This is a genomic window from Mesorhizobium sp. M0478 (assembly GCF_040321305.1).
GTDB lineage: Bacteria > Pseudomonadota > Alphaproteobacteria > Rhizobiales > Rhizobiaceae > Mesorhizobium.
Map to the genome: position 1 here is coordinate 55,329 of NZ_JAMYRH010000005.1, position 17,250 is coordinate 72,578.

The 17,250-nt window shown below is 64.1% G+C and carries 19 protein-coding genes; 14 read left to right on the forward strand and 5 right to left on the reverse strand.

Annotated features, from left to right (window positions below):
• Window positions 1–41: 41 nt before the first annotated feature.
• Both NKI64_RS13830 and NKI64_RS13835 read right to left on the reverse strand, forming a co-directional pair.
• Window positions 42–209 (reverse strand): hypothetical protein, encoded by a 168-nt coding sequence (locus tag NKI64_RS13830; protein WP_245261983.1) that lies wholly within the window; start codon window positions 207–209, stop codon window positions 42–44.
• 31 nt (window positions 210–240) lie between these two features.
• The gene (locus NKI64_RS13835; protein WP_023670172.1) at window positions 241–450 is read right to left on the reverse strand and encodes a hypothetical protein; all 210 of its coding nucleotides are present in this window, start codon (window positions 448–450) and stop codon (window positions 241–243) included.
• A gap of 217 nt (window positions 451–667) precedes the next feature.
• Between NKI64_RS13835 and NKI64_RS13840 the strand changes: the two genes are divergently transcribed.
• Window positions 668–1,075, forward strand: a complete 408-nt coding sequence (locus tag NKI64_RS13840) for a DUF3168 domain-containing protein (protein WP_352497122.1) — start codon at window positions 668–670, stop codon at window positions 1,073–1,075.
• Window positions 1,076–1,081: 6 nt separating this feature from the next.
• Here NKI64_RS13840 and NKI64_RS13845 read toward each other — a convergent pair whose 3' ends face one another.
• Window positions 1,082–1,468 carry an ester cyclase gene (locus tag NKI64_RS13845; protein ID WP_023692811.1) on the reverse strand — a complete coding sequence of 129 codons (387 nt, stop codon included), beginning with the start codon at window positions 1,466–1,468 and terminating at the stop codon, window positions 1,082–1,084.
• 278 nt (window positions 1,469–1,746) lie between these two features.
• On the opposite strand from NKI64_RS13845, the gene NKI64_RS13850 reads away from it, so the two are divergent.
• The 8 genes from NKI64_RS13850 (at window position 1,747) to NKI64_RS13885 (ending at window position 8,914) form a co-directional block, all read left to right on the forward strand.
• On the forward strand, window positions 1,747–2,007 hold the full coding sequence (locus tag NKI64_RS13850) for a hypothetical protein (RefSeq protein WP_023670174.1): 261 nt from the start codon (window positions 1,747–1,749) through the stop codon (window positions 2,005–2,007).
• A gap of 82 nt (window positions 2,008–2,089) precedes the next feature.
• Window positions 2,090–2,755: a response regulator transcription factor gene (locus tag NKI64_RS13855; RefSeq protein WP_023670175.1), complete on the forward strand. Its 666-nt coding sequence runs from the start codon at window positions 2,090–2,092 to the stop codon at window positions 2,753–2,755.
• Window positions 2,739–4,157 (forward strand): ATP-binding protein, encoded by a 1,419-nt coding sequence (locus tag NKI64_RS13860; protein WP_352668408.1) that lies wholly within the window; start codon window positions 2,739–2,741, stop codon window positions 4,155–4,157. Before NKI64_RS13855 ends, NKI64_RS13860 begins: the two co-directional genes overlap by 17 nt.
• Before the next feature lie 174 nt (window positions 4,158–4,331).
• A complete protein-coding gene (locus tag NKI64_RS13865; protein ID WP_352668410.1) occupies window positions 4,332–4,775 on the forward strand; it encodes an RT0821/Lpp0805 family surface protein in 444 nt (147 codons plus the stop codon).
• An 85-nt stretch (window positions 4,776–4,860) separates the two neighbouring features.
• Window positions 4,861–6,015 carry a c-type cytochrome biogenesis protein CcmI gene (gene ccmI, locus NKI64_RS13870; protein WP_023731026.1) on the forward strand — a complete coding sequence of 385 codons (1,155 nt, stop codon included), beginning with the start codon at window positions 4,861–4,863 and terminating at the stop codon, window positions 6,013–6,015.
• Window positions 6,016–6,018: 3 nt separating this feature from the next.
• Complete coding sequence (gene ccmE, locus NKI64_RS13875) at window positions 6,019–6,462, forward strand: cytochrome c maturation protein CcmE (RefSeq protein WP_023670179.1); 444 nt, start codon at window positions 6,019–6,021, stop codon at window positions 6,460–6,462.
• Window positions 6,462–8,453 carry a heme lyase CcmF/NrfE family subunit gene (locus tag NKI64_RS13880; RefSeq protein WP_352546110.1) on the forward strand — a complete coding sequence of 664 codons (1,992 nt, stop codon included), beginning with the start codon at window positions 6,462–6,464 and terminating at the stop codon, window positions 8,451–8,453. The genes ccmE and NKI64_RS13880 overlap by 1 nt, the downstream gene beginning before the upstream one ends.
• Window positions 8,450–8,914, forward strand: coding sequence for a cytochrome c-type biogenesis protein (locus NKI64_RS13885; protein ID WP_352668411.1), 465 nt, complete (start codon window positions 8,450–8,452; stop codon window positions 8,912–8,914). Before NKI64_RS13880 ends, NKI64_RS13885 begins: the two co-directional genes overlap by 4 nt.
• Here the strand turns inward: NKI64_RS13885 and NKI64_RS13890 are convergent.
• Together NKI64_RS13890 and NKI64_RS13895 are read right to left on the reverse strand one after the other, a co-directional pair.
• Window positions 8,911–9,219, reverse strand: a complete 309-nt coding sequence (locus tag NKI64_RS13890) for a type II toxin-antitoxin system RelE/ParE family toxin (protein ID WP_023742647.1) — start codon at window positions 9,217–9,219, stop codon at window positions 8,911–8,913. The two genes, NKI64_RS13885 and NKI64_RS13890, sit on opposite strands and share 4 nt — an antisense overlap.
• Window positions 9,216–9,485 (reverse strand): CopG family ribbon-helix-helix protein, encoded by a 270-nt coding sequence (locus tag NKI64_RS13895; RefSeq protein ID WP_023684527.1) that lies wholly within the window; start codon window positions 9,483–9,485, stop codon window positions 9,216–9,218. The genes NKI64_RS13890 and NKI64_RS13895 overlap by 4 nt, the downstream gene beginning before the upstream one ends.
• Window positions 9,486–9,676: 191 nt before the next feature.
• Between NKI64_RS13895 and NKI64_RS13900 the strand changes: the two genes are divergently transcribed.
• From NKI64_RS13900 to NKI64_RS13920, 5 genes are all read left to right on the forward strand, one after another.
• Window positions 9,677–11,230 (forward strand): Do family serine endopeptidase, encoded by a 1,554-nt coding sequence (locus tag NKI64_RS13900; protein ID WP_023752740.1) that lies wholly within the window; start codon window positions 9,677–9,679, stop codon window positions 11,228–11,230.
• A 252-nt stretch (window positions 11,231–11,482) separates the two neighbouring features.
• Window positions 11,483–12,157 carry a response regulator transcription factor gene (locus tag NKI64_RS13905; protein WP_023670185.1) on the forward strand — a complete coding sequence of 225 codons (675 nt, stop codon included), beginning with the start codon at window positions 11,483–11,485 and terminating at the stop codon, window positions 12,155–12,157.
• Between the two features lie 107 nt (window positions 12,158–12,264).
• Window positions 12,265–13,740 carry a sensor histidine kinase gene (locus NKI64_RS13910; protein ID WP_023715678.1) on the forward strand — a complete coding sequence of 492 codons (1,476 nt, stop codon included), beginning with the start codon at window positions 12,265–12,267 and terminating at the stop codon, window positions 13,738–13,740.
• Window positions 13,741–13,751: 11 nt separating this feature from the next.
• Window positions 13,752–16,706, forward strand: a complete 2,955-nt coding sequence (locus NKI64_RS13915; RefSeq protein WP_023715677.1) for a bifunctional [glutamine synthetase] adenylyltransferase/[glutamine synthetase]-adenylyl-L-tyrosine phosphorylase — start codon at window positions 13,752–13,754, stop codon at window positions 16,704–16,706.
• Window positions 16,707–16,771: 65 nt separating this feature from the next.
• Window positions 16,772–17,245: an EF-hand domain-containing protein gene (locus NKI64_RS13920; protein WP_023715676.1), complete on the forward strand. Its 474-nt coding sequence runs from the start codon at window positions 16,772–16,774 to the stop codon at window positions 17,243–17,245.
• Window positions 17,246–17,250: the final 5 nt, after the last annotated feature.

The following is a 17,250-nucleotide window of genomic DNA, read 5'->3' on the forward strand; positions in this document are numbered from 1 at the left end:
GCGCGTTCGTCTTGCATCAGAGCGGCTGAGATCAGCGTGCGTCAGGACTTGCGGTCGGCTTTTGCCCGCCGCTTGACGTCCCGGCTGTTCAGGCGGTCGGCCATCGCTTCCGCATCCCGCAAATTCATGGCCACCATTACCTGTTGCTTAAGCTCGACAGGCTGGCCGGTGAAGATGTCGAAGATAGTCCAGCTCTCGGGCTCGTCCATGCGCAACGCGTAGCGGTTTGCCATATCGGCATCAGGCCCTTGACATGAAAAATGCCGCCGCCAGGATCAGGATTGTCCAGGCCACCACCGACAGCTTCAAGGCCAGGCCGCCATGCATTGAAAGTATCTCGCGCATGCGCAGGGCCACGGTCCTCTTCGACAGGGCGGGTGCTGCCGCAATCGCGACCGGGGGCTTGACGCCAAGCTTTCCAAAAGCCGGCAGCAGCGGTGGCGTTCGCATGAAATGACCTCGAATTGCCGGAGAAAACAGGGCTCCTCATAACACCCTTCTTGAAACTCCCTGCATGCCAAATAGAACCCGGTCCGTGAAAGGGCCATGCCGCCCGATTCGCCGCCTTCCATCAGGCGGATCGTCATCTGGCGAAATCCGTGCAACGCGGTTAGGTTGCGCGCGAAACTGAGGTTGTTCAAAGCGTGACAGGCGAACGGAGACGACGATGACGGCGCCCGGCGATTTGCTGCAAGCCTTGTTCATGAGATTGAAGAGCGATGCCTCGCTGACGGCGCTGCTCGGTGGCGCCGGGTTGCGCGAGCAGGCGGCCGACAGTGCCGCCTTCCCTTATGTGACCTATGGCAGGACCAGCGCATTCGATCTGGACACCGGCGCCGACAATGATGACGACCAGCTCATCACGCTGCATGTCTGGTCGAAGGCGCAAGGCGAGGCCGAGACGCGTCTGATCATGGACAGCATCCGGGCGCGCCTTGACGGCGCCGCTTTCGCCACCGGCTCGCGCGACCAGACCCGCCTGTCCCTGGAGTTCGCCGAGGCCCGCTATGACGAGGACCTGGCGCTCTACCACGGGGTGCTGCGGATACGCGCCCTCACCGAGCAAACTGATTGAAGCAACCTAGATTTGCGCCTGGATCTCGGCCTTGTCGATGACTGACCACACCTCGCGGATGCGACCCTCTCCGAATTCGTAGAAAACATTCTCAGCGAACGACACGCGCTTGCCGTTCACCGGCAGGCCGAACAGCACGCCCTTGGGATGACAGTCGAAATGCAGGCGCGCCGCCACGCGCGGCGGCTGGCAGACCAGCAGTTCGATGTTGAAGCGGAGGTCGGGAATCGCCTCGAAATCGCCTTCGAGCATACGGCGATAACCCGACAGGCCGAGCATTTCGCCATTGTGCTGCACCTCGTCGCCGACAAAGTCTCCAAGTTTCGCCCAGTCCTGGTCATTCAGGCAAGCGATATAGCCCCGGTAAAGGTCGGCAAGGTCTTTATCCGTCATGGCGCCCTCCGATGATTTGGCGTTTCCCGCGCTATTTAGGGCGGCCCTTCAGAATGGTCTCGCCTTGACCTGTTCCCAATCTGGCTGCGAATTGAGAACCTGCGCGCAAAAACCATAGCCGCGCAGCCGGTTTTCCGGTTATGAATCCATTGCCCGGTCTGAGGGACTGGGCGGTAGGATCGCATTCATTCGGCGCGCGCAGGGGGTTTTGCGGGGATGGATTTTCACCCGTTCACCGTTCACTTCACGTTCAGCACAGTTGCGTTACAACGCCGACCATGAAAACGCTTCGCTCTCATGTCAGAACCGCGATACTGGCGCTCACGGCGGCCGGCCTGTTGGCGTCGCAAGCGACGCCGGCAGCCGCGGCGGATTGCTACGCGATCGGCCAGCAGGTTGCCGAGCAGAATGGCGGCACGCTGGCCAAGGCTTCGCAGACGACGCGTGGCGGCCAGGAGGTCTGCGTCATCGTCGTGCTTGTGCCGGGCAAGGACGGCCAGCGTCCGCGCCGCTCCGAGATCGTCGTCCCGGCGAACTGATCCAATCTTCCCCCTTGCAGGGCTCGTTTCCCAGGCCACCGGAATCGGCCTATATCTGACACATCAACAGGCCTGACCGATCATGCGCGTACTCGTCGTCGAAGATGACAAGGATCTCAACCGGCAACTGGCCGACGCGCTGGTCGATGCCGGCTATGTCGTCGACCGCTCCTATGACGGCGAGGAGGGGCATTTCCTCGGCGACACCGAGCCCTACGATGCCGTCGTGCTCGACATAGGCCTGCCGCAGATGGACGGCATCAGCGTCGTCGAGCGCTGGCGCCGCAACGGCCGCAAGATGCCGGTGCTGATCCTGACAGCGCGCGACCGCTGGAGCGACAAGGTGTCGGGCATCGATGCCGGCGCCGACGACTATGTCACCAAGCCGTTCCACATCGAGGAGGTGCTGGCCAGGGTGAGGGCGCTGATCCGCCGCGCCGCCGGCCATGCCTCGTCCGAGCTCACTTGCGGGCCGCTGCGCCTCGACACCAAGGCCTCCAAGGCCGATGTCAACGGCGTGCCGCTGAAGCTGACCTCGCATGAGTTCCGCCTGCTGGCCTATCTGATGCACCATATGGGCGAGGTGGTGTCGCGCACCGAGCTGGTCGAGCATCTTTACGACCAGGATTTCGACCGCGATTCCAACACCATCGAGGTCTTTGTCGGCCGGCTGCGCAAGAAGATGGGCATCGACATGATCGAAACCGTCCGCGGCATGGGCTATCGCATGCGTGAGCCGGAGGCGTAAGGCGGAACCGCTCCCCATACCAGCAAGGAAGCCTTTTTCGGCGCGGCTCTGGCCGCGCTCGCTGGCCTTCCGCGTCATCGGCTTTTCCACGATCTGGGCGATCCTCACCCTGATCGTCATCTTCACTCTGATCACCACGCTCTACCGCCAGGCCAGCGAGCGCGGCTTCGACAGCCTGCTGTCGGCGCATCTGTTCAATCTGATCGGCTCGGTCGGCGTTTCCGAATCCGGCCAGCTCACCGGTGCTCCCGACCTTGGCGACCTGCGCTTCTCGGAGCCGAATTCGGGCTGGTACTGGTCGGTGGAGCCGGCTTCCGAAGGTGTGCACGGCAACCTTCATTCGTCCTCGATGACCACGACGATCCCGTCGCCGACCGTCGCCGAGGTGCCGTTCAATTCGAGCTTCCAGCGCAGCTACTCCACCGACGGTATCGGCGACGAGCAGCTCGAAGTGTTCGAGAGCGAATTCGTGCTCGACGCCAAGAACCGCGCCGCGCGCTTCCGCGTGATGGGCAACAAGACCGAGCTCGAACAGGAGATCGCCACCTTCCAGGGCCGATTGCTGACCTATCTCAGCCTGTTCGGCGTCGGCATGATCGCCATCAATGCGATCGCTATCCTGCTCGGCCTCCAGCCCTTGCGCCGGGTTCGCAACGCGCTTGCCCAGGTGCGCGAAGGCACGGCGCAGCGGCTCGATGGCCGGTTTCCCGCCGAGATCGAGCCGCTCGCCAACGAAACCAATGCGCTGATCGAAAACAACAAGCGCATCGTCGAGCGCTCGCGTACGCAGGTCGGCAACCTTGCCCATTCGCTGAAGACGCCGCTCGCCGTGCTGATCAATGAGGGCCGGGCTCTCGGCGGCGCCAAGGGCCAGCTCATCGCCGACCAGGCGGCGTCGATGCAGAAACAGGTCGACCACTACCTGCAGCGGGCGAGGGTCGCGGCGCAGCGCGACAGCGTCGTCTACCGCACGCCGGTGACGCCGCTGGTGCAGCGCATGGTGCGCGTGCTGCAAAAACTCAAGCCTGATGTCAGCCTGTCGCTTACGCTGCCGGCGGTCGACATCGTCTTTGCTGGCGAGCGCGAGGATTTGGAGGAACTGCTCGGCAACCTTCTCGACAATGCGATGAAATGGGCGAAGAGCACTGTTGCCGTATCCGTCACGCCGGCCGCAGCCGGCCTGTTCGAGCTATCGATCGAGGATGACGGTCCCGGCATCCCCGAGGACAAGGCCCGCGATGTCTTGAAACGCGGCCGGCGCCTCGACGAGACAAAGCCGGGAACCGGGCTCGGACTTGCCATCGTTGCCGACCTCGTCAACGAGTATGGCGGGGCGCTGGCGCTGGAACGCTCCACGATGGGCGGGCTGAAGGCGGTTGTGCGCTTGCGGAGCTTGCAATGATGTACTGCCCAGGGCCAATCGACACGGCCGAATGCCTGTGTTATGGCGGCCCCTCGATTGCGCAAAAGCCGTTAAGAACGGCCAAATTTCCGACAAATATCAATACTATGACGTCCTGACGCCCCCGATGACGCGGCCCCCAGCGCATCCCGTTCAAGAAAACCGGTTGTTGGCATGAAGATTCGCGTTGCGCTCGTTTCCGCACTGCTCGCTCTTTCCGGCTGCGGAACGCTGGGCAAGGGCAGTGGCCCGGATATCTCCATCACCAACCCGCCCGCGTCGCCTCCTGCAGGGGCCAAAGTCGCGACGACGATCATCTCGGCCATGGCCGGCGGGCTCGTCGGCGGATCGATCGGCAGCGGCCTGAACAGCACCGAGAAGCGCAAGGCGCTCGAGGCGGAATACAAGGCGCTCGAATATACGGCGAGCGGCCAGAAGGTGACGTGGAAGAGCGACAGTTCGGCTCATTCCGGCGAAGTCGTCGCGGCCCAGCCCTACCGCGTCGGCTCGCAGGATTGCCGCCAGTACACCCATACGGTGTTTACCGGCACGGCCGGCCAGACCGCGCGGGGCACCGCATGCCGCAACGCCGACGGCAGCTGGACGCCGCTGACCTGAACATTGGGCCGGGGTCGGAATCCCGTCAAAGCGTCGCAGCACCCTCATGTTGTGAGAGCAGGGCTCTCGCTCTATTGGAAGAACCATGCTGTTCTGGGTCATAGCCGCAATCCTCACGCTGGGCGCAAGCCTGACGGTGCTGCTGCCGCTGACCAGTGGCGGCAAGGACGCTCCGACCAGCAGCGACCACGACCTCGAAGTCTATCGCGACCAACTGGCCGAGCTTGAGCGTGACGCCGCGCGCGGGCTGATCCAGCCGGCGGAAGCCGAGGAGGCGCGCGCCGAAATCGCCCGCCGCATCCTTCGCCTGGGAGATGTTGGTCAAGCCAATGTCGGTCAAGCCGATGCGCCTGGCACGCGGCAGCCGTCAAAGGCGGCAAGGCTGGTGGCAACGGCTGCGGTACTGGCGGTCCCTCTGCTCAGCTGGGGCCTTTACAGCCAGCTCGGCTCGCCGGATCTGCCGTCGCAGCCGCTTGCCGAACGGCTGGCCAAGAATCCGGCCGATAGTTCGGTCGACGAGTTGGTGGCGCGCGCCGAGGCCCATCTTGCCGCCAACCCTGGCGATGGACGCGGCTGGGACGTGCTCGCCCCGATCTATCTGCGCCTGCAGCGCTTTCCCGATGCCGTGACCGCCTATCGCAATGCCATCCGCCTCGATGGCGACACGGCTGCCCGCGAGGCCGGTCTCGGCGAAGCGATCGCCAATGCGGCCGGCGGCATCGTTTCGGCCGATGCGCAATACGCTTTCGAACAGGCGCTAAAACTCGACCCGGGAAACGCGAAAGCCTCGTTCTATTTGGCGATGGCGCTGGCCCAGGAAGGCCGCATACCCGAGGCAACCACGGCTTGGCAGAAAATGCTCGATTCCCTGCCGCAGGATTCGCCATGGCGCGGAGCTGTCCAACAGGCACTGGCCGAGGCCGCCAACCGCAGCGTCGCGTCAGGAGAGCCCGCCAAAGGCCCCGACGCCGCAGCCGTCGATGCCGCCTCGTCGATGGCGCCGCAGGACAGGCAGGCCATGATCGAAACCATGGTCGCCGGCCTCGACGAAAAATTGCGGCAAAATCCGCGCGACACGGAAGGATGGATGCGGCTCATTCGTTCCTATGTTGTGCTGGGCAAGGCCGACCAGGCGCGCGACGCGCTGCATCGCGGTATTGCCGTGTTTGGCGCCGACAGTGAGGAAGCGAAGAAATTCACCGCCTTTGCCGCCTCGCTCGGCCTGACGGCGACGGAGTAGGACATGACGCGCAAGCAGAAGCGATTGTCGGTGATTGTCGGAGGTCTTGCCTTCCTCGGCGCCGCCACCGGGCTGACCTTCTATGCGTTGGGCCAGAAGGCCTCCTATTTCTATATGCCCGCCGATCTGACCACCGCCAGCTTGCAGCCGGGACAGCGCATCAGGCTCGGCGGCCTCGTCGAAAAGGGCACGGTCGTGCGCGGGCAGGGCGCGACGGTTGCGTTCTCGGTCACCGACACGCACAAATCGGTCAAGGTCAGCTATACCGGCATCCTGCCCGATCTGTTCCGCGAGGAGCAGGGCGTCATCACCGAAGGCAGCTTTGGCGCCGACGGCGTTTTCGTCGCCGACAGCGTGCTGGCCAAGCATGACGAGCGCTACATGCCCAAGGAAGTCGCTGACGGGCTGAAGGCCAAGGGCGTGTGGCAAGAGAGCAAGAGCCAGTAATGGTTGAGACCGGACACTTCGCGCTCGTCCTCGCCTTTGTGCTGTCGCTGGTGCAGACGCTGGTGCCGCTGATCGGCGCCCGTACCGGCAACCAGAGGCTGATGGCTGTCGGCGGTCCCGTCACGGTCACAGGCTTCGCGCTCACGGCGCTGTCGTTCGCAGCACTCGCCGGCGCCTATGCAAGTTCCGATTTCTCGGTGGCGAGCGTGTGGGAAAACTCGCATTCGCTGCAGCCGCTGATCTACAAGATCACCGGAACCTGGGGCAATCACGAAGGCTCGATGCTGCTCTGGGTGCTGATCCTGACCTTCTTCGGTGCGCTGGTCGCTGTCTTCGGCTCCAACCTTCCGGCGACGCTGCGCGCCAATGTGCTGGCCGTGCAGGGGGCTATCGGCGCCACCTTCTTCCTGTTCATCCTGACGACATCCAATCCGTTCACCCGGCTCAATCCGGCGCCGATCGAGGGCCGCGATCTCAACCCGGTCCTGCAGGATCTTGGCCTCGCCATCCATCCGCCGCTGCTCTATCTCGGCTATGTCGGGTTCTCTATCTGCTTTTCCTTCTCGGCCGCCGCCCTCATCGAAGGCCGCATCGATGCCTCCTGGGCGCGCTGGGTGCGGCCGTGGACGCTGGTCGCCTGGATGTTCCTCACCGGCGGCATCGCGATGGGCTCCTACTGGGCCTATTACGAGCTCGGCTGGGGCGGCTTCTGGTTCTGGGATCCGGTCGAAAACGCCTCCTTTATGCCGTGGCTGGCCGGCACGGCTCTTCTGCATTCGGCGATCGTCATGGAGAAGCGTTCGGCGCTCAAGATCTGGACGCTGCTGCTTGCCATCCTCACCTTCTCGCTGTCGCTGCTCGGCACCTTCCTGGTGCGCTCCGGCGTGCTGACCTCGGTGCATGCTTTTGCCACCGATCCGACCCGCGGCATCTTCATCCTGTGCATTTTGACGCTGTTCATCGGCGGCTCGCTGGCCCTGTTTGCGCTGCGCGCCTCGCGGCTGACGGCCGGCGGCCTGTTCCACCCGATCTCGCGCGAAGGCGCACTCGTTCTCAACAATCTGTTCCTGACTACGGCCACGGCCACCGTGCTGGTCGGCACGCTCTATCCGCTGGCGGTCGAAGCGCTTTCGGCCGGCAAGATCTCGGTCGGCGCCCCCTTCTTCAACCTGACATTCGGCCCGCTGATGGTGCCGCTGCTGGTCGTGGTTCCTTTCGGACCATTGCTCGCCTGGAAGCGCGGTGACCTCTATGCCGTCGCCCAGCGCCTGATGGCGGCTTTCGGCGCCGCTCTCCTGGCGATGCTGGTCACCGGGCTGTTCATCGACGGCGCGTCGGTGTTCGCCGCCCTTGGTGTCGGCCTCGCCTGCTGGCTGGTCTGCGGCGCGCTCACCGACCTCGCCGTCAAGTCCGGCTTTGGCAATGTGTCGCCCGCCATCATGCTGCGCCGTTTCGCCGGCCTGCCGCGTTCGGTGTTCGGCACTGCACTTGCCCATCTCGGCCTCGGGCTGACGACGCTCGGCATTGTCGGCACGCTGTGCTTCGGCACCGAAAGGATACTGTCGATGCATGCCGGCGAGAGCGTCGAACTCTCCGGCCACACGCTGCGTTTCGACGGCCTCTTCCCGGCGCAGGGTCCGAACTACAGCGAGCAGCGCGGCCGCTTTTCCCTGATCGGCGCCGATGGCGGCGTTTCAGCCGAAATCACCTCGGCAAAGCGCTTCTTTCCGGTGCGGCAGACGACGACGACCGAATCCGGCATCGAGACGATCGGCTTCAGCCAGCTCTATCTGTCGCTGGGCGATGAAGGCACCGATGGATCCGTCGTGGTGCGCCTGTGGTGGAAGCCGCTGGTGACGCTGATCTGGGGCGGAGCTCTGGTGATGATGGCGGGAGCCGCAATGTCGCTGCTCGACCGTCGCCTGCGGGTTGGCGCACCCTCGCGCCGCCGCAAGCAGGCAGCCTCCATGCCGTCGGCAGGCGCGCCGTGAGCACCAGGTTCTCGTTGGCCTCGCTCACCCTGCTTCTGGCGCTGCTGTTTGCCGGCGCGGCGCAAGCGGTGAAACCGGACGAGGTTCTCACCGATCCGGCGCTCGAGGCGAGGGCGCGGCTACTGTCGGAAGGCCTGCGCTGCATGGTCTGCCAGAACCAGTCCATCGACGAATCCGATGCAGACCTCGCCCGCGACCTGCGCATCCTGGTGCGCCAGCGCCTGGTTGCCGGCGATACCGACCAGCAGGTGATGGACTATATCGTGTCGCGCTACGGCGAGTTCGTGCTGTTGAAGCCGCGCTTCAGCCCGCGCAACGCCTTGCTTTGGGGCACGCCGGTGCTTCTGCTTCTAGTCGGCGGCATTTTCGTTGTGCTGACCACACGCTCCCGCCGCTCGTTGGCAACCAAGGCGCTGAGCGCCGAGGAACAGGCGGCGCTGGACAAGATGCTGAGCGACTAGCTCGGCCATTCCTCCAAAGGCCAGTCCCGCGACGTGTGGATGGCGCGCAGGATAACGATGCTCTGACGGCCGGCGATCAGGCGCAATTCATAGGCAATGATGTAGGGCAGGCGGCCGATGGGCTTCTCATAAGTGCCTGTTACCCGGCCAGGTCGGCCCGTCGCCATATCACCAAGGCCCCGGCCCATTTCACGGATACGGTCCGCGAGGCGTCGGGCGGCGGCAGGATTGTCCTGAGCGATAAAGGCAACTTGCTGCGTGAGATCGTCCAGCGCTTCTCGCGACCAGGTGACGAACAGCTTCACGCCTTGCCTGCGCGCCTGGCTTTCGCTGCTTCGATCACCGCGTCGAGCTCCGCCATGGCGTCGTCGTGGGGCACGACGCGGCCAGCCTCTGCGTCGGCCATGCCACGTTTTATGCCTTCGATGATATCCAGCTCGCGATCGACATAGGCTGAGACCGCCTCGGCGGCGAGGAACGATTTACTACGCCTGGTATCGGTAGCGATCTGCTCCAGCTTCAGCTTGGTCTCGGACGAGACTCGAATGGTCATGGTGGTGCTTGCTGTCATTGTGAAAGCCTTGTGCTGAGTTGTGTACACCATAGGGCAGCAGGCGAGCGCAACCAAGAGATTTGTGCGACCGCCCAACATTACAAAACTTTCATGCACCGGAAATGGCGCCGTAATGTGCGCCTCTCTATTTCTCTTGTCCGAGGATGCTCTGCCTGAGCCGCATCCAGTGAAAAGAGGATACGAGACCCATGACTATCGCCCCCAACCCATATTCCCGCACCCGCAAGCGCCTGTTGGCCGCCGCCGCTTCGCTGGCCATTGCCGGCGGCATCGGTTTCGGCGCCGTTGCCACTGGTACAGCTCCCGTTCTGGCCGACGCCGTGCGGGTCGAAGCGCCGCAGGTACCGGGCTTTGCCGATGTCGTCGAGCGCGTTTCGCCGGCCGTGGTCAGCGTCAAGGTCAAGGCCAAGATCGAGCCTGCCGCCGATGACGGCTCCGACCAGTCCGACGATCCGGACGGCATGAACAACCTGCCCGACAATCCGCAGCTGCGCCAGTTCTTCAAGCAATTCCGCGGCTTTGGTGATCAGAACGGCCATGACGGCGGCAATCGTCGCTTCAGCCACCGCGACCATAACAACGACCAGCCGCGTCCGGTGGCGCAGGGTTCGGGCTTCTTCATCTCCGATGACGGTTATCTCGTCACCAACAACCATGTCGTCGAGGAAGGCTCCGCCTTCACAGTGGTAATGAATGACGGCAAGGAGCTTGACGCCAAGCTGATCGGCACCGATCCGCGCACCGATCTGGCGGTGCTCAAGGTCGATGGCGTCGGCAAGTTCACCTATGTCGATTTCGCCGACGATTCCAAGGTTCGCGTCGGCGACTGGGTGGTGGCCGTCGGCAATCCGTTCGGCCTCGGCGGCACCGTCACCGCCGGCATCGTCTCGGCCCGTGGCCGTGATATCGGCGCCGGTCCCTACGACGACTTCATCCAGATCGACGCCTCGGTCAACCGCGGCAATTCGGGCGGCCCGACCTTCAACCTCAACGGCCAGGTCGTCGGCATCAACACCGCGATCTTCTCGCCGTCGGGCGGAAGCGTCGGCATTGCCTTCGACATTCCGGCCTCGACCGCCAAGCAGGTGGTGCAGGATCTGATGAAGAGCGGCTCGGTGCAGCGTGGCTGGCTCGGCGTCGAAATCCAGCCGGTTACATCGGACATCGCCGAATCGCTGGGCCTGAAGTCGCAGAACGGGGCTCTGGTTTCGGGCGCCCAGGACGGTGGCCCCGGCAAGAAGGCCGGCATCACCGCCGGTGACGTGATCACCCAGGTCGAAGGCAAGGACGTCGCATCGCCGAAGGAACTGGCTCGTCTGATCGGCGCCTACCCACCCGGCAAGTCGGTCGACGTCACGGTGTGGCGCGACGGCAAGAGCCAGACCATCAAGGTCGATCTCGGCACGTTGCCATCCACTGACAAGCAGGCCTCGGCCGACCCGCAGCAGCCCGCGGCACCGGCAAAGCCCGCCGCGCTGGCCGATCTCGGCCTCACCGTCACCAAGTCGGAAAACGGCAAGGGCCTGGTGGTGACCGATGTCGATCCCGACAGCGATGCCGCCGACCGCGGCATCCAGCCCGGCGATGTCATCACCTCGGTCAATTCGACGGAGGTGAACGGCACCGAAGACGTCGCCAAGGCGATGGCCGATGCGGTCAAGTCCGGCCGCAAGGCGGTGCTGATGCAGATCACCCGCGACGATTCAAACCGCTTCGTCGCGCTGCCAGTCGCCAAAGGCTGACATCACACAGTTTCCAGTGCGGCGGTTTCAACACCCCCGAGCCGCCGCACGGGAAGCAAGGGGCCGAACGCGTTAGTCAGTCATCGTGTTCTGCCCCCGGCGGCAGCGGGCCCATCGCCCGCTGCCGCTCTAACATCGAAGCATGTCGCCCAAAAGTGCACGGCGGTTTTGGCAAAACGACATGCTTGAACGAAAGCTTTTGCGCTCATGGCCGCCCCTCAATCTTCCGGCGAAATCGCGTATAACGGCTCTATGAAGATTCTCGTCATAGAAGACGATCGCGAGGCGGCCGACTATATGCAGAAGGCCTTTGCCGAGGCTGGGCACACCGCCCATGTCGCCGGCGACGGCGAAACCGGCTTTGCGCTGGCCGATGCCGGCGACTATGACGTGATGGTCGTCGACCGCATGATGCCACGCCGCGACGGGCTCTCCGTCATTGCCGGCCTGCGCTCGCGCGGCAACACCACGCCGGTGCTGATCCTGTCGGCGCTGGGCGAAGTCGATGACCGCGTCACCGGTCTGCGCGCCGGCGGGGACGACTATCTGACCAAGCCCTATGCCTTTTCCGAATTGCTCGCCCGCGTCGAGGTGCTGAACCGCCGCGCCAGCGCCAGGGAGGCCGAAACCGTCTACCGGGTCGGCGATCTCGAGCTTGACCGGCTGTCCCATTCGGTCAAGCGCGCGGCGCGCGAGATCACGCTGCAGCCGCGCGAATTCCGCCTGCTCGAATATCTGATGCGCCATGCCGGCCAGGTGGTGACGCGCACCATGCTGCTCGAAAATGTCTGGGACTATCATTTCGATCCGCAGACCAACGTGATCGACGTTCACGTCTCGCGCCTGCGTGGCAAGATCGAGAAGGGTTTCGACAAGCCGATCCTGCATACGGTTCGCGGCGCCGGCTATATGCTGAAGAGCGGCTAGAGCATGATCCCAAAAAGTAGGTACCGGTTTTTGGAGAAGATCATGCTCCAACAAAGGGGTAGGTCATGATGAGATTTCAGCCAAATCTCATCATGAGCTAGAACTCGATGGCCCTTTCCCTGCCGGCCATCATGAGGACGACGGCGGCGCGGCTTTCAGCGCTTTATTTCCTGCTTTTCGCGCTATGTGCCGTGTTGCTGGTCTTCTACATGACGTCGTTGTCGGCCCGCATGCTGACCGGCCAGACCCAGCAGACCATCAATGACGAGGTGCTCGGCCTCGCCCGTGCCTATCAGAGCGGCGGCCTGCCGCGGCTGGTGCGCGTCGTTGAGCAGCGCTCGCGCCAGCCCGGCGCCAACCTCTATCTCATTGCCGATGTCAACGGCCAGATCCTCACCGGCAACGTGCAGAGCCTGGCACCGGGGGTGCTCGAGACCGATGGCTGGACGACCGAACCCTTCTCCTATCGCCGTTTCGGCGAAGGTGAGCTCGAACGGCAGCGCAACCAGGCTGCCGACCCGAACGGCGCGCAGCCCGGCGAGACCGAAATTCAGTCCGAGGGCGAGAAGGGCCACAACGCCATCGCGCTGGTGCTGCGGCTGCCCAACCAGATGATCATGCTTGTCGGCCGCGATCTCGGCGAGCCCGAGCGCTTCCGCGCCGTCGTCCGCCGCGCGCTGATGCTGGCGCTGGGCATGATGGGCCTGGGCGGGCTGCTGATCTGGTTCCTTGTCGGCCGCGCCGCGCTGAAGCGCATCGACAGCGTCTCGGAGGCAAGCCGCCGCATCATGGGCGGCGATCTCACGGGACGGCTGCCGGTGACCGGCGCCGGCGACGAGTTCGACCGCCTGTCGGAAAACCTCAACACCATGCTGGCCAGGATCGCGACGCTGAACGAAGGGCTGAAGCAGGTCTCCGACAACATCGCGCATGATTTGAAGACGCCGCTGACCAGGCTGCGCAACCGCGCCGAGGCCACCCTTTCGGGCAAGCACAAAACCATCGATTACCGGCAGGCGCTCGAAGGCGCCATCGCCGAATCCGACCAGCTTATAAAAACCTTCAACGCCATCCTGATGATCTCCAGGCTGGAGGCCGGCTATTCCTCGGAGAGCACCAGCAAGGTCGATCTCGCCGCCGCAGTGCATGACGTTGTCGAGCTTTATGAGCCGGTGGCGGAGGAGGCTGGCGTGGTGCTCGAAACTGCCGCGGACGGGGATTTTTCCGTCGATGGCAACCGCGAGCTGATCGGCCAGGCGCTGTCGAACATCGTCGACAACGCCATCAAATACTCGACCGATGCGACGGAAAAGCCTGCCGTGCGCGTAGCCCTGCAGCGCGTCGGTCACGAAATCCGCCTTTCCGTTTCCGACAATGGCCATGGCATCCCCGACGATGCCGACCGCGCCAGGGCGACCGAGCGCTTCGTGCGGCTGGAAAAGAGCCGCTCGCAGCCGGGATCCGGTCTTGGCCTCAGCCTCGCCAAGGCGATCATGACTTTTCACAATGGCCGGCTTGAACTTCTGCCTGCCAATCCCGGATTGTCCGTTATCATGAGCTTCCCGGCGCGGGAGGACCATTGATGGCGGTGAGGATGGCTGCGAAACGGATCGAGACCGAATGGCGCCTGCAACTGGCGGCGCAGCTCGCGCCGCTGGATGAGACCCGCGCCCGGCGTGAACTGTCGGAGATCGCTGGCGATGCCAAGGACGAGAACCTGCCGCGGCTGGCGAAATTCCTAGTGGGCAAGGGCGCCGCACAGGAGTTTCTCGCTGCCGTCTTCGACCTCTCGCCCTTCCTCCGCGATGTCGCGCGCCGCCGGCCGCAAATCCTCGACGCGCTGTTCGATGGCAGTGTCGAGGCTCGGCTGCTCGCCATCGCCGAAGCGATCGGCAAGGCCGCCTTTGCCGAGACCGTTTCCGAATCCAGCCTGATGATGGAACTCAGGCAGTGGAAGGGCGAAGCTCACTTCCTGATCGCACTTGCAGACCTCTCCGGCGAGGCCGATGCCGCGCTGACGGTAAGGCGCCTCAGCAATCTCGCCGATGCCTGCACCTGCGCGGCGGTCGACTTCCTGCTGCGCGAGGCGCACAGCCAAGGCAAGCTCAAATTACCCGATCCCGAAAATCCGTCACGGCAATCCGGCTGGATCGTGCTCGGCATGGGCAAGCTTGGCGCGCATGAACTGAATTTCTCCTCCGACATCGACCTCGTCGTCTTCTTCGATCCGGATGCGCCGGCGATCGTCGATCCGCTCGAGGCCACAGAGCTGTTTGCGCGCCTGACCCGCAGGCTGGTCCGCATCCTGCAGGACCGCACCGGGCACGGCTATGTCTTCCGCACCGATTTGAGGCTTCGTCCCGATCCAGGCTCGACGCCGCTGGCCATCCCGGTCGAGGCAGCACTTCGCTACTATGAGGCGCGCGGCCAGAACTGGGAGCGCGCCGCCATGATCAAGGCGCGTCCCGTGGCCGGCGATCTCGATGCCGGGGACGCGTTCCTGCGGGAATTGCAGCCCTATGTCTGGCGCAAATACATGGACTATGCGGCGATCGCCGACGTTCATTCGATCAAGCGCCAGATCCATGCCCACAAGGGTCATGGCGAGATCGCGGTCAAAGGACACAACGTCAAGCTCGGCCGCGGCGGCATTCGCGAAATCGAGTTCTTCGTCCAGACCCAGCAACTGATCGCCGGCGGCCGTTTTCCGGAGCTGCGCGGCCGCGAGACGGTGCCGATGCTGGGTGCGCTGGCGGCGCGCAACTGGATCACCGCCGATGCACGCGACGCGCTCACGCAGCAATATTGGTTTCTGCGCGGCGTGGAACACGCCATCCAGATGGTCGCCGACGAGCAGACGCATATTCTGCCCGACGATGATGAAGGGCTGGAACGCATCGCCCATATGCTGGGCTTTGCCGATGCCGCCAGATTTGCCGAAACCTTTCGCGCGGCTTTGCATGAGGTCGAGCGCCATTACGCCGCGCTGTTCGAGACTGCGCCTGAATTGTCGGCCGGCGTCGGCAATCTGGTCTTCACCGGCGATGTCGACGATCCCGACACGCTGCAGACCTTGCATGGCCTTGGCTTCCAGCGGCCAAGCGACATCTGCCGCGTCATTCGGGGCTGGCATTTCGGCCGCTATCGCGCCACCCAGTCGGCGGAAGCGCGCGAGCGGCTGACCGAACTGACGCCGGCGCTGCTCAAAGCCTTCGGCCAGACGCGCCGGGCCGACGAGGCGCTGGTTCGCTTCGATGAATTCCTCGCCGGCCTGCCCGCCGGCATCCAGCTGTTTTCGCTGCTGCAGTCGAATCCCGCTCTGCTGAAGCTTATGGCGACGATCATGGGCGCCGCGCCTCGGCTGGCGGCAATCATCACAAGGCGCCCGCATGTCTTCGACGGTCTGCTCGACCCGGCGCTGCTCACCGAATTGCCCAACCGCGCCTATCTCTCAGCGCGGTTGGCCGCTTTCATCGATGGCGACAGGCCCTACGAGGATGTGCTTGACCGGCTGCGCATCTTTGCCTCCGAGCAGAAATTCCTGATCGGTGTCAGGCTGCTCGCCGGCTCGATCGACCCGGCGCGCGCCGGCCGCGCCTTTTCCGATCTCGCCGACCTCACCATCGACGCCGCATTGCAGGCGGTGACCACCGAATTCGCGCTGCGTCATGGCCGCATCGCCGGCGGCACCGTGTCGCTGCTCGGCATGGGCAAACTCGGCAGCCGCGAATTGACGGCTGGTTCGGACGTCGACCTCATTCTGCTCTACGACCACGACGCGGATGCCGACGAGTCCGACGGCGACAAGCCGCTCGCACCATCGCACTACTATACCAGGATGACGCAGCGGCTGATCGCGGCTGTCTCGGCGCCGACCGCCGAAGGCGTTCTCTACGAGCTCGACCTGCGCTTGCGGCCATCCGGCAACAAGGGGCCGGTGGCCACCCACATCGATGCCTTCACGAAATACCAGCGCCAGGAGGCCTGGACCTGGGAGCACATGGCGCTGGCCCGGGCGCGCGCCATCGGCGGCGACGCGGCCCTTTGCGCCGAGGTCGAGGCCGAGGTGGCGGCACTTCTGGCCTTGCCGCGCGACGCCGCCAAGGTGAGGGCAGAGGCATCCGAGATGCGCGCGCTGATCGAGAAGGAAAAATCGCCGCGCGATCTCTGGGACATCAAGCTCATCTCCGGCGGCCTCATCGACCTCGAATTCATCGCGCAGGTGGCGGTTATAACCGGGCAGGTCGAAGCCGGCCGCAGGGTGACCGCGACCGGCGAAATTCTGGCGCATCTGTCGCCGGATTTCGCCGAGGCTGACGTCAGGCAGCAGCTTTGCGAAGCCTACCAGCTCTATCTGGCGCTGACCCAGATGACGCGGCTTTGCCTCACCGGCGCATTCGAACGCGATGACGTTCCGCCGGGACTGTCGGATCTGCTTCTGGCGGTGACTGACCTGCCGGATTTCGGTGTGCTGGAAGCACACCTCAAGGAGACGTCGCAAAAGGTCAGAAAGGATTTCGACCTTTTGCTTCGTACGAAACGGTTGTGAGGGCGTGAAGCGCTGGCGGCTGTTTCGGATCGCATCGGGGGTGACGATGCAACAGGAGAATACCCATGAGAAAGACAACCGGACTTGCCCTTGCCTTCGTCGCGCTTGCCGGCGCCGTTGGCACCACCGCCTATGCCGAGAACAATGCCAGCGCCAGAATGCGCGAGGGCGCGATGATGCGCCTCGACAAGGCGATGAAGGATTCCAACGGCACCATCAGCTTCGACCAGTTTTCCGACGCCATGAACGCGCGGCTGAAGAAGCTGGTCGCCGACAATGGCGGCAAGCTGACCGTTGCCCAGCTCGCCGACGCGCTGGAAAAGGCGCGGTTCGAGGAAATGGCAAAGCGTATCGTCGCCCGCTACGACACCAAGGGCGACGGCACGCTGACCACGGACGACATCACCGGGCGTGAGAAGAAGGTGTTCGCCATGCTCGACCGCAACAATGACGGCAAGATCGAGCGCAACGAACTCCCAAAGAAAGGCCGCATGGGCCGCCACCACCAATGGGACGGCGGCGACGACAGCATGGAGTGAGTGGT

Excerpts from the sequence above, each read along its gene's own strand:
- NKI64_RS13895 (WP_023684527.1), bottom strand. The coding sequence starts at position 9,485 with ATGACAGCAAGCACCACCATGACCATTCGAGTCTCGTCCGAGACCAAG.
- NKI64_RS13900 (WP_023752740.1), top strand. The coding sequence starts at position 9,677 with ATGACTATCGCCCCCAACCCATATTCCCGCACCCGCAAGCGCCTGTTG.
- NKI64_RS13910 (WP_023715678.1), top strand. The coding sequence starts at position 12,265 with ATGGCCCTTTCCCTGCCGGCCATCATGAGGACGACGGCGGCGCGGCTT.
- NKI64_RS13865 (WP_352668410.1), top strand. The coding sequence starts at position 4,332 with ATGAAGATTCGCGTTGCGCTCGTTTCCGCACTGCTCGCTCTTTCCGGC.
- ccmI (WP_023731026.1), top strand. The coding sequence starts at position 4,861 with ATGCTGTTCTGGGTCATAGCCGCAATCCTCACGCTGGGCGCAAGCCTG.
- ccmE (WP_023670179.1), top strand. The coding sequence starts at position 6,019 with ATGACGCGCAAGCAGAAGCGATTGTCGGTGATTGTCGGAGGTCTTGCC.
- NKI64_RS13880 (WP_352546110.1), top strand. The coding sequence starts at position 6,462 with ATGGTTGAGACCGGACACTTCGCGCTCGTCCTCGCCTTTGTGCTGTCG.
- NKI64_RS13915 (WP_023715677.1), top strand. The coding sequence starts at position 13,752 with ATGGCTGCGAAACGGATCGAGACCGAATGGCGCCTGCAACTGGCGGCG.
- NKI64_RS13835 (WP_023670172.1), bottom strand. The coding sequence starts at position 450 with ATGCGAACGCCACCGCTGCTGCCGGCTTTTGGAAAGCTTGGCGTCAAG.
- NKI64_RS13905 (WP_023670185.1), top strand. The coding sequence starts at position 11,483 with ATGAAGATTCTCGTCATAGAAGACGATCGCGAGGCGGCCGACTATATG.
- NKI64_RS13845 (WP_023692811.1), bottom strand. The coding sequence starts at position 1,468 with ATGACGGATAAAGACCTTGCCGACCTTTACCGGGGCTATATCGCTTGC.
- NKI64_RS13855 (WP_023670175.1), top strand. The coding sequence starts at position 2,090 with ATGCGCGTACTCGTCGTCGAAGATGACAAGGATCTCAACCGGCAACTG.
- NKI64_RS13840 (WP_352497122.1), top strand. The coding sequence starts at position 668 with ATGACGGCGCCCGGCGATTTGCTGCAAGCCTTGTTCATGAGATTGAAG.
- NKI64_RS13850 (WP_023670174.1), top strand. The coding sequence starts at position 1,747 with ATGAAAACGCTTCGCTCTCATGTCAGAACCGCGATACTGGCGCTCACG.
- NKI64_RS13830 (WP_245261983.1), bottom strand. The coding sequence starts at position 209 with ATGGACGAGCCCGAGAGCTGGACTATCTTCGACATCTTCACCGGCCAG.
- NKI64_RS13920 (WP_023715676.1), top strand. The coding sequence starts at position 16,772 with ATGAGAAAGACAACCGGACTTGCCCTTGCCTTCGTCGCGCTTGCCGGC.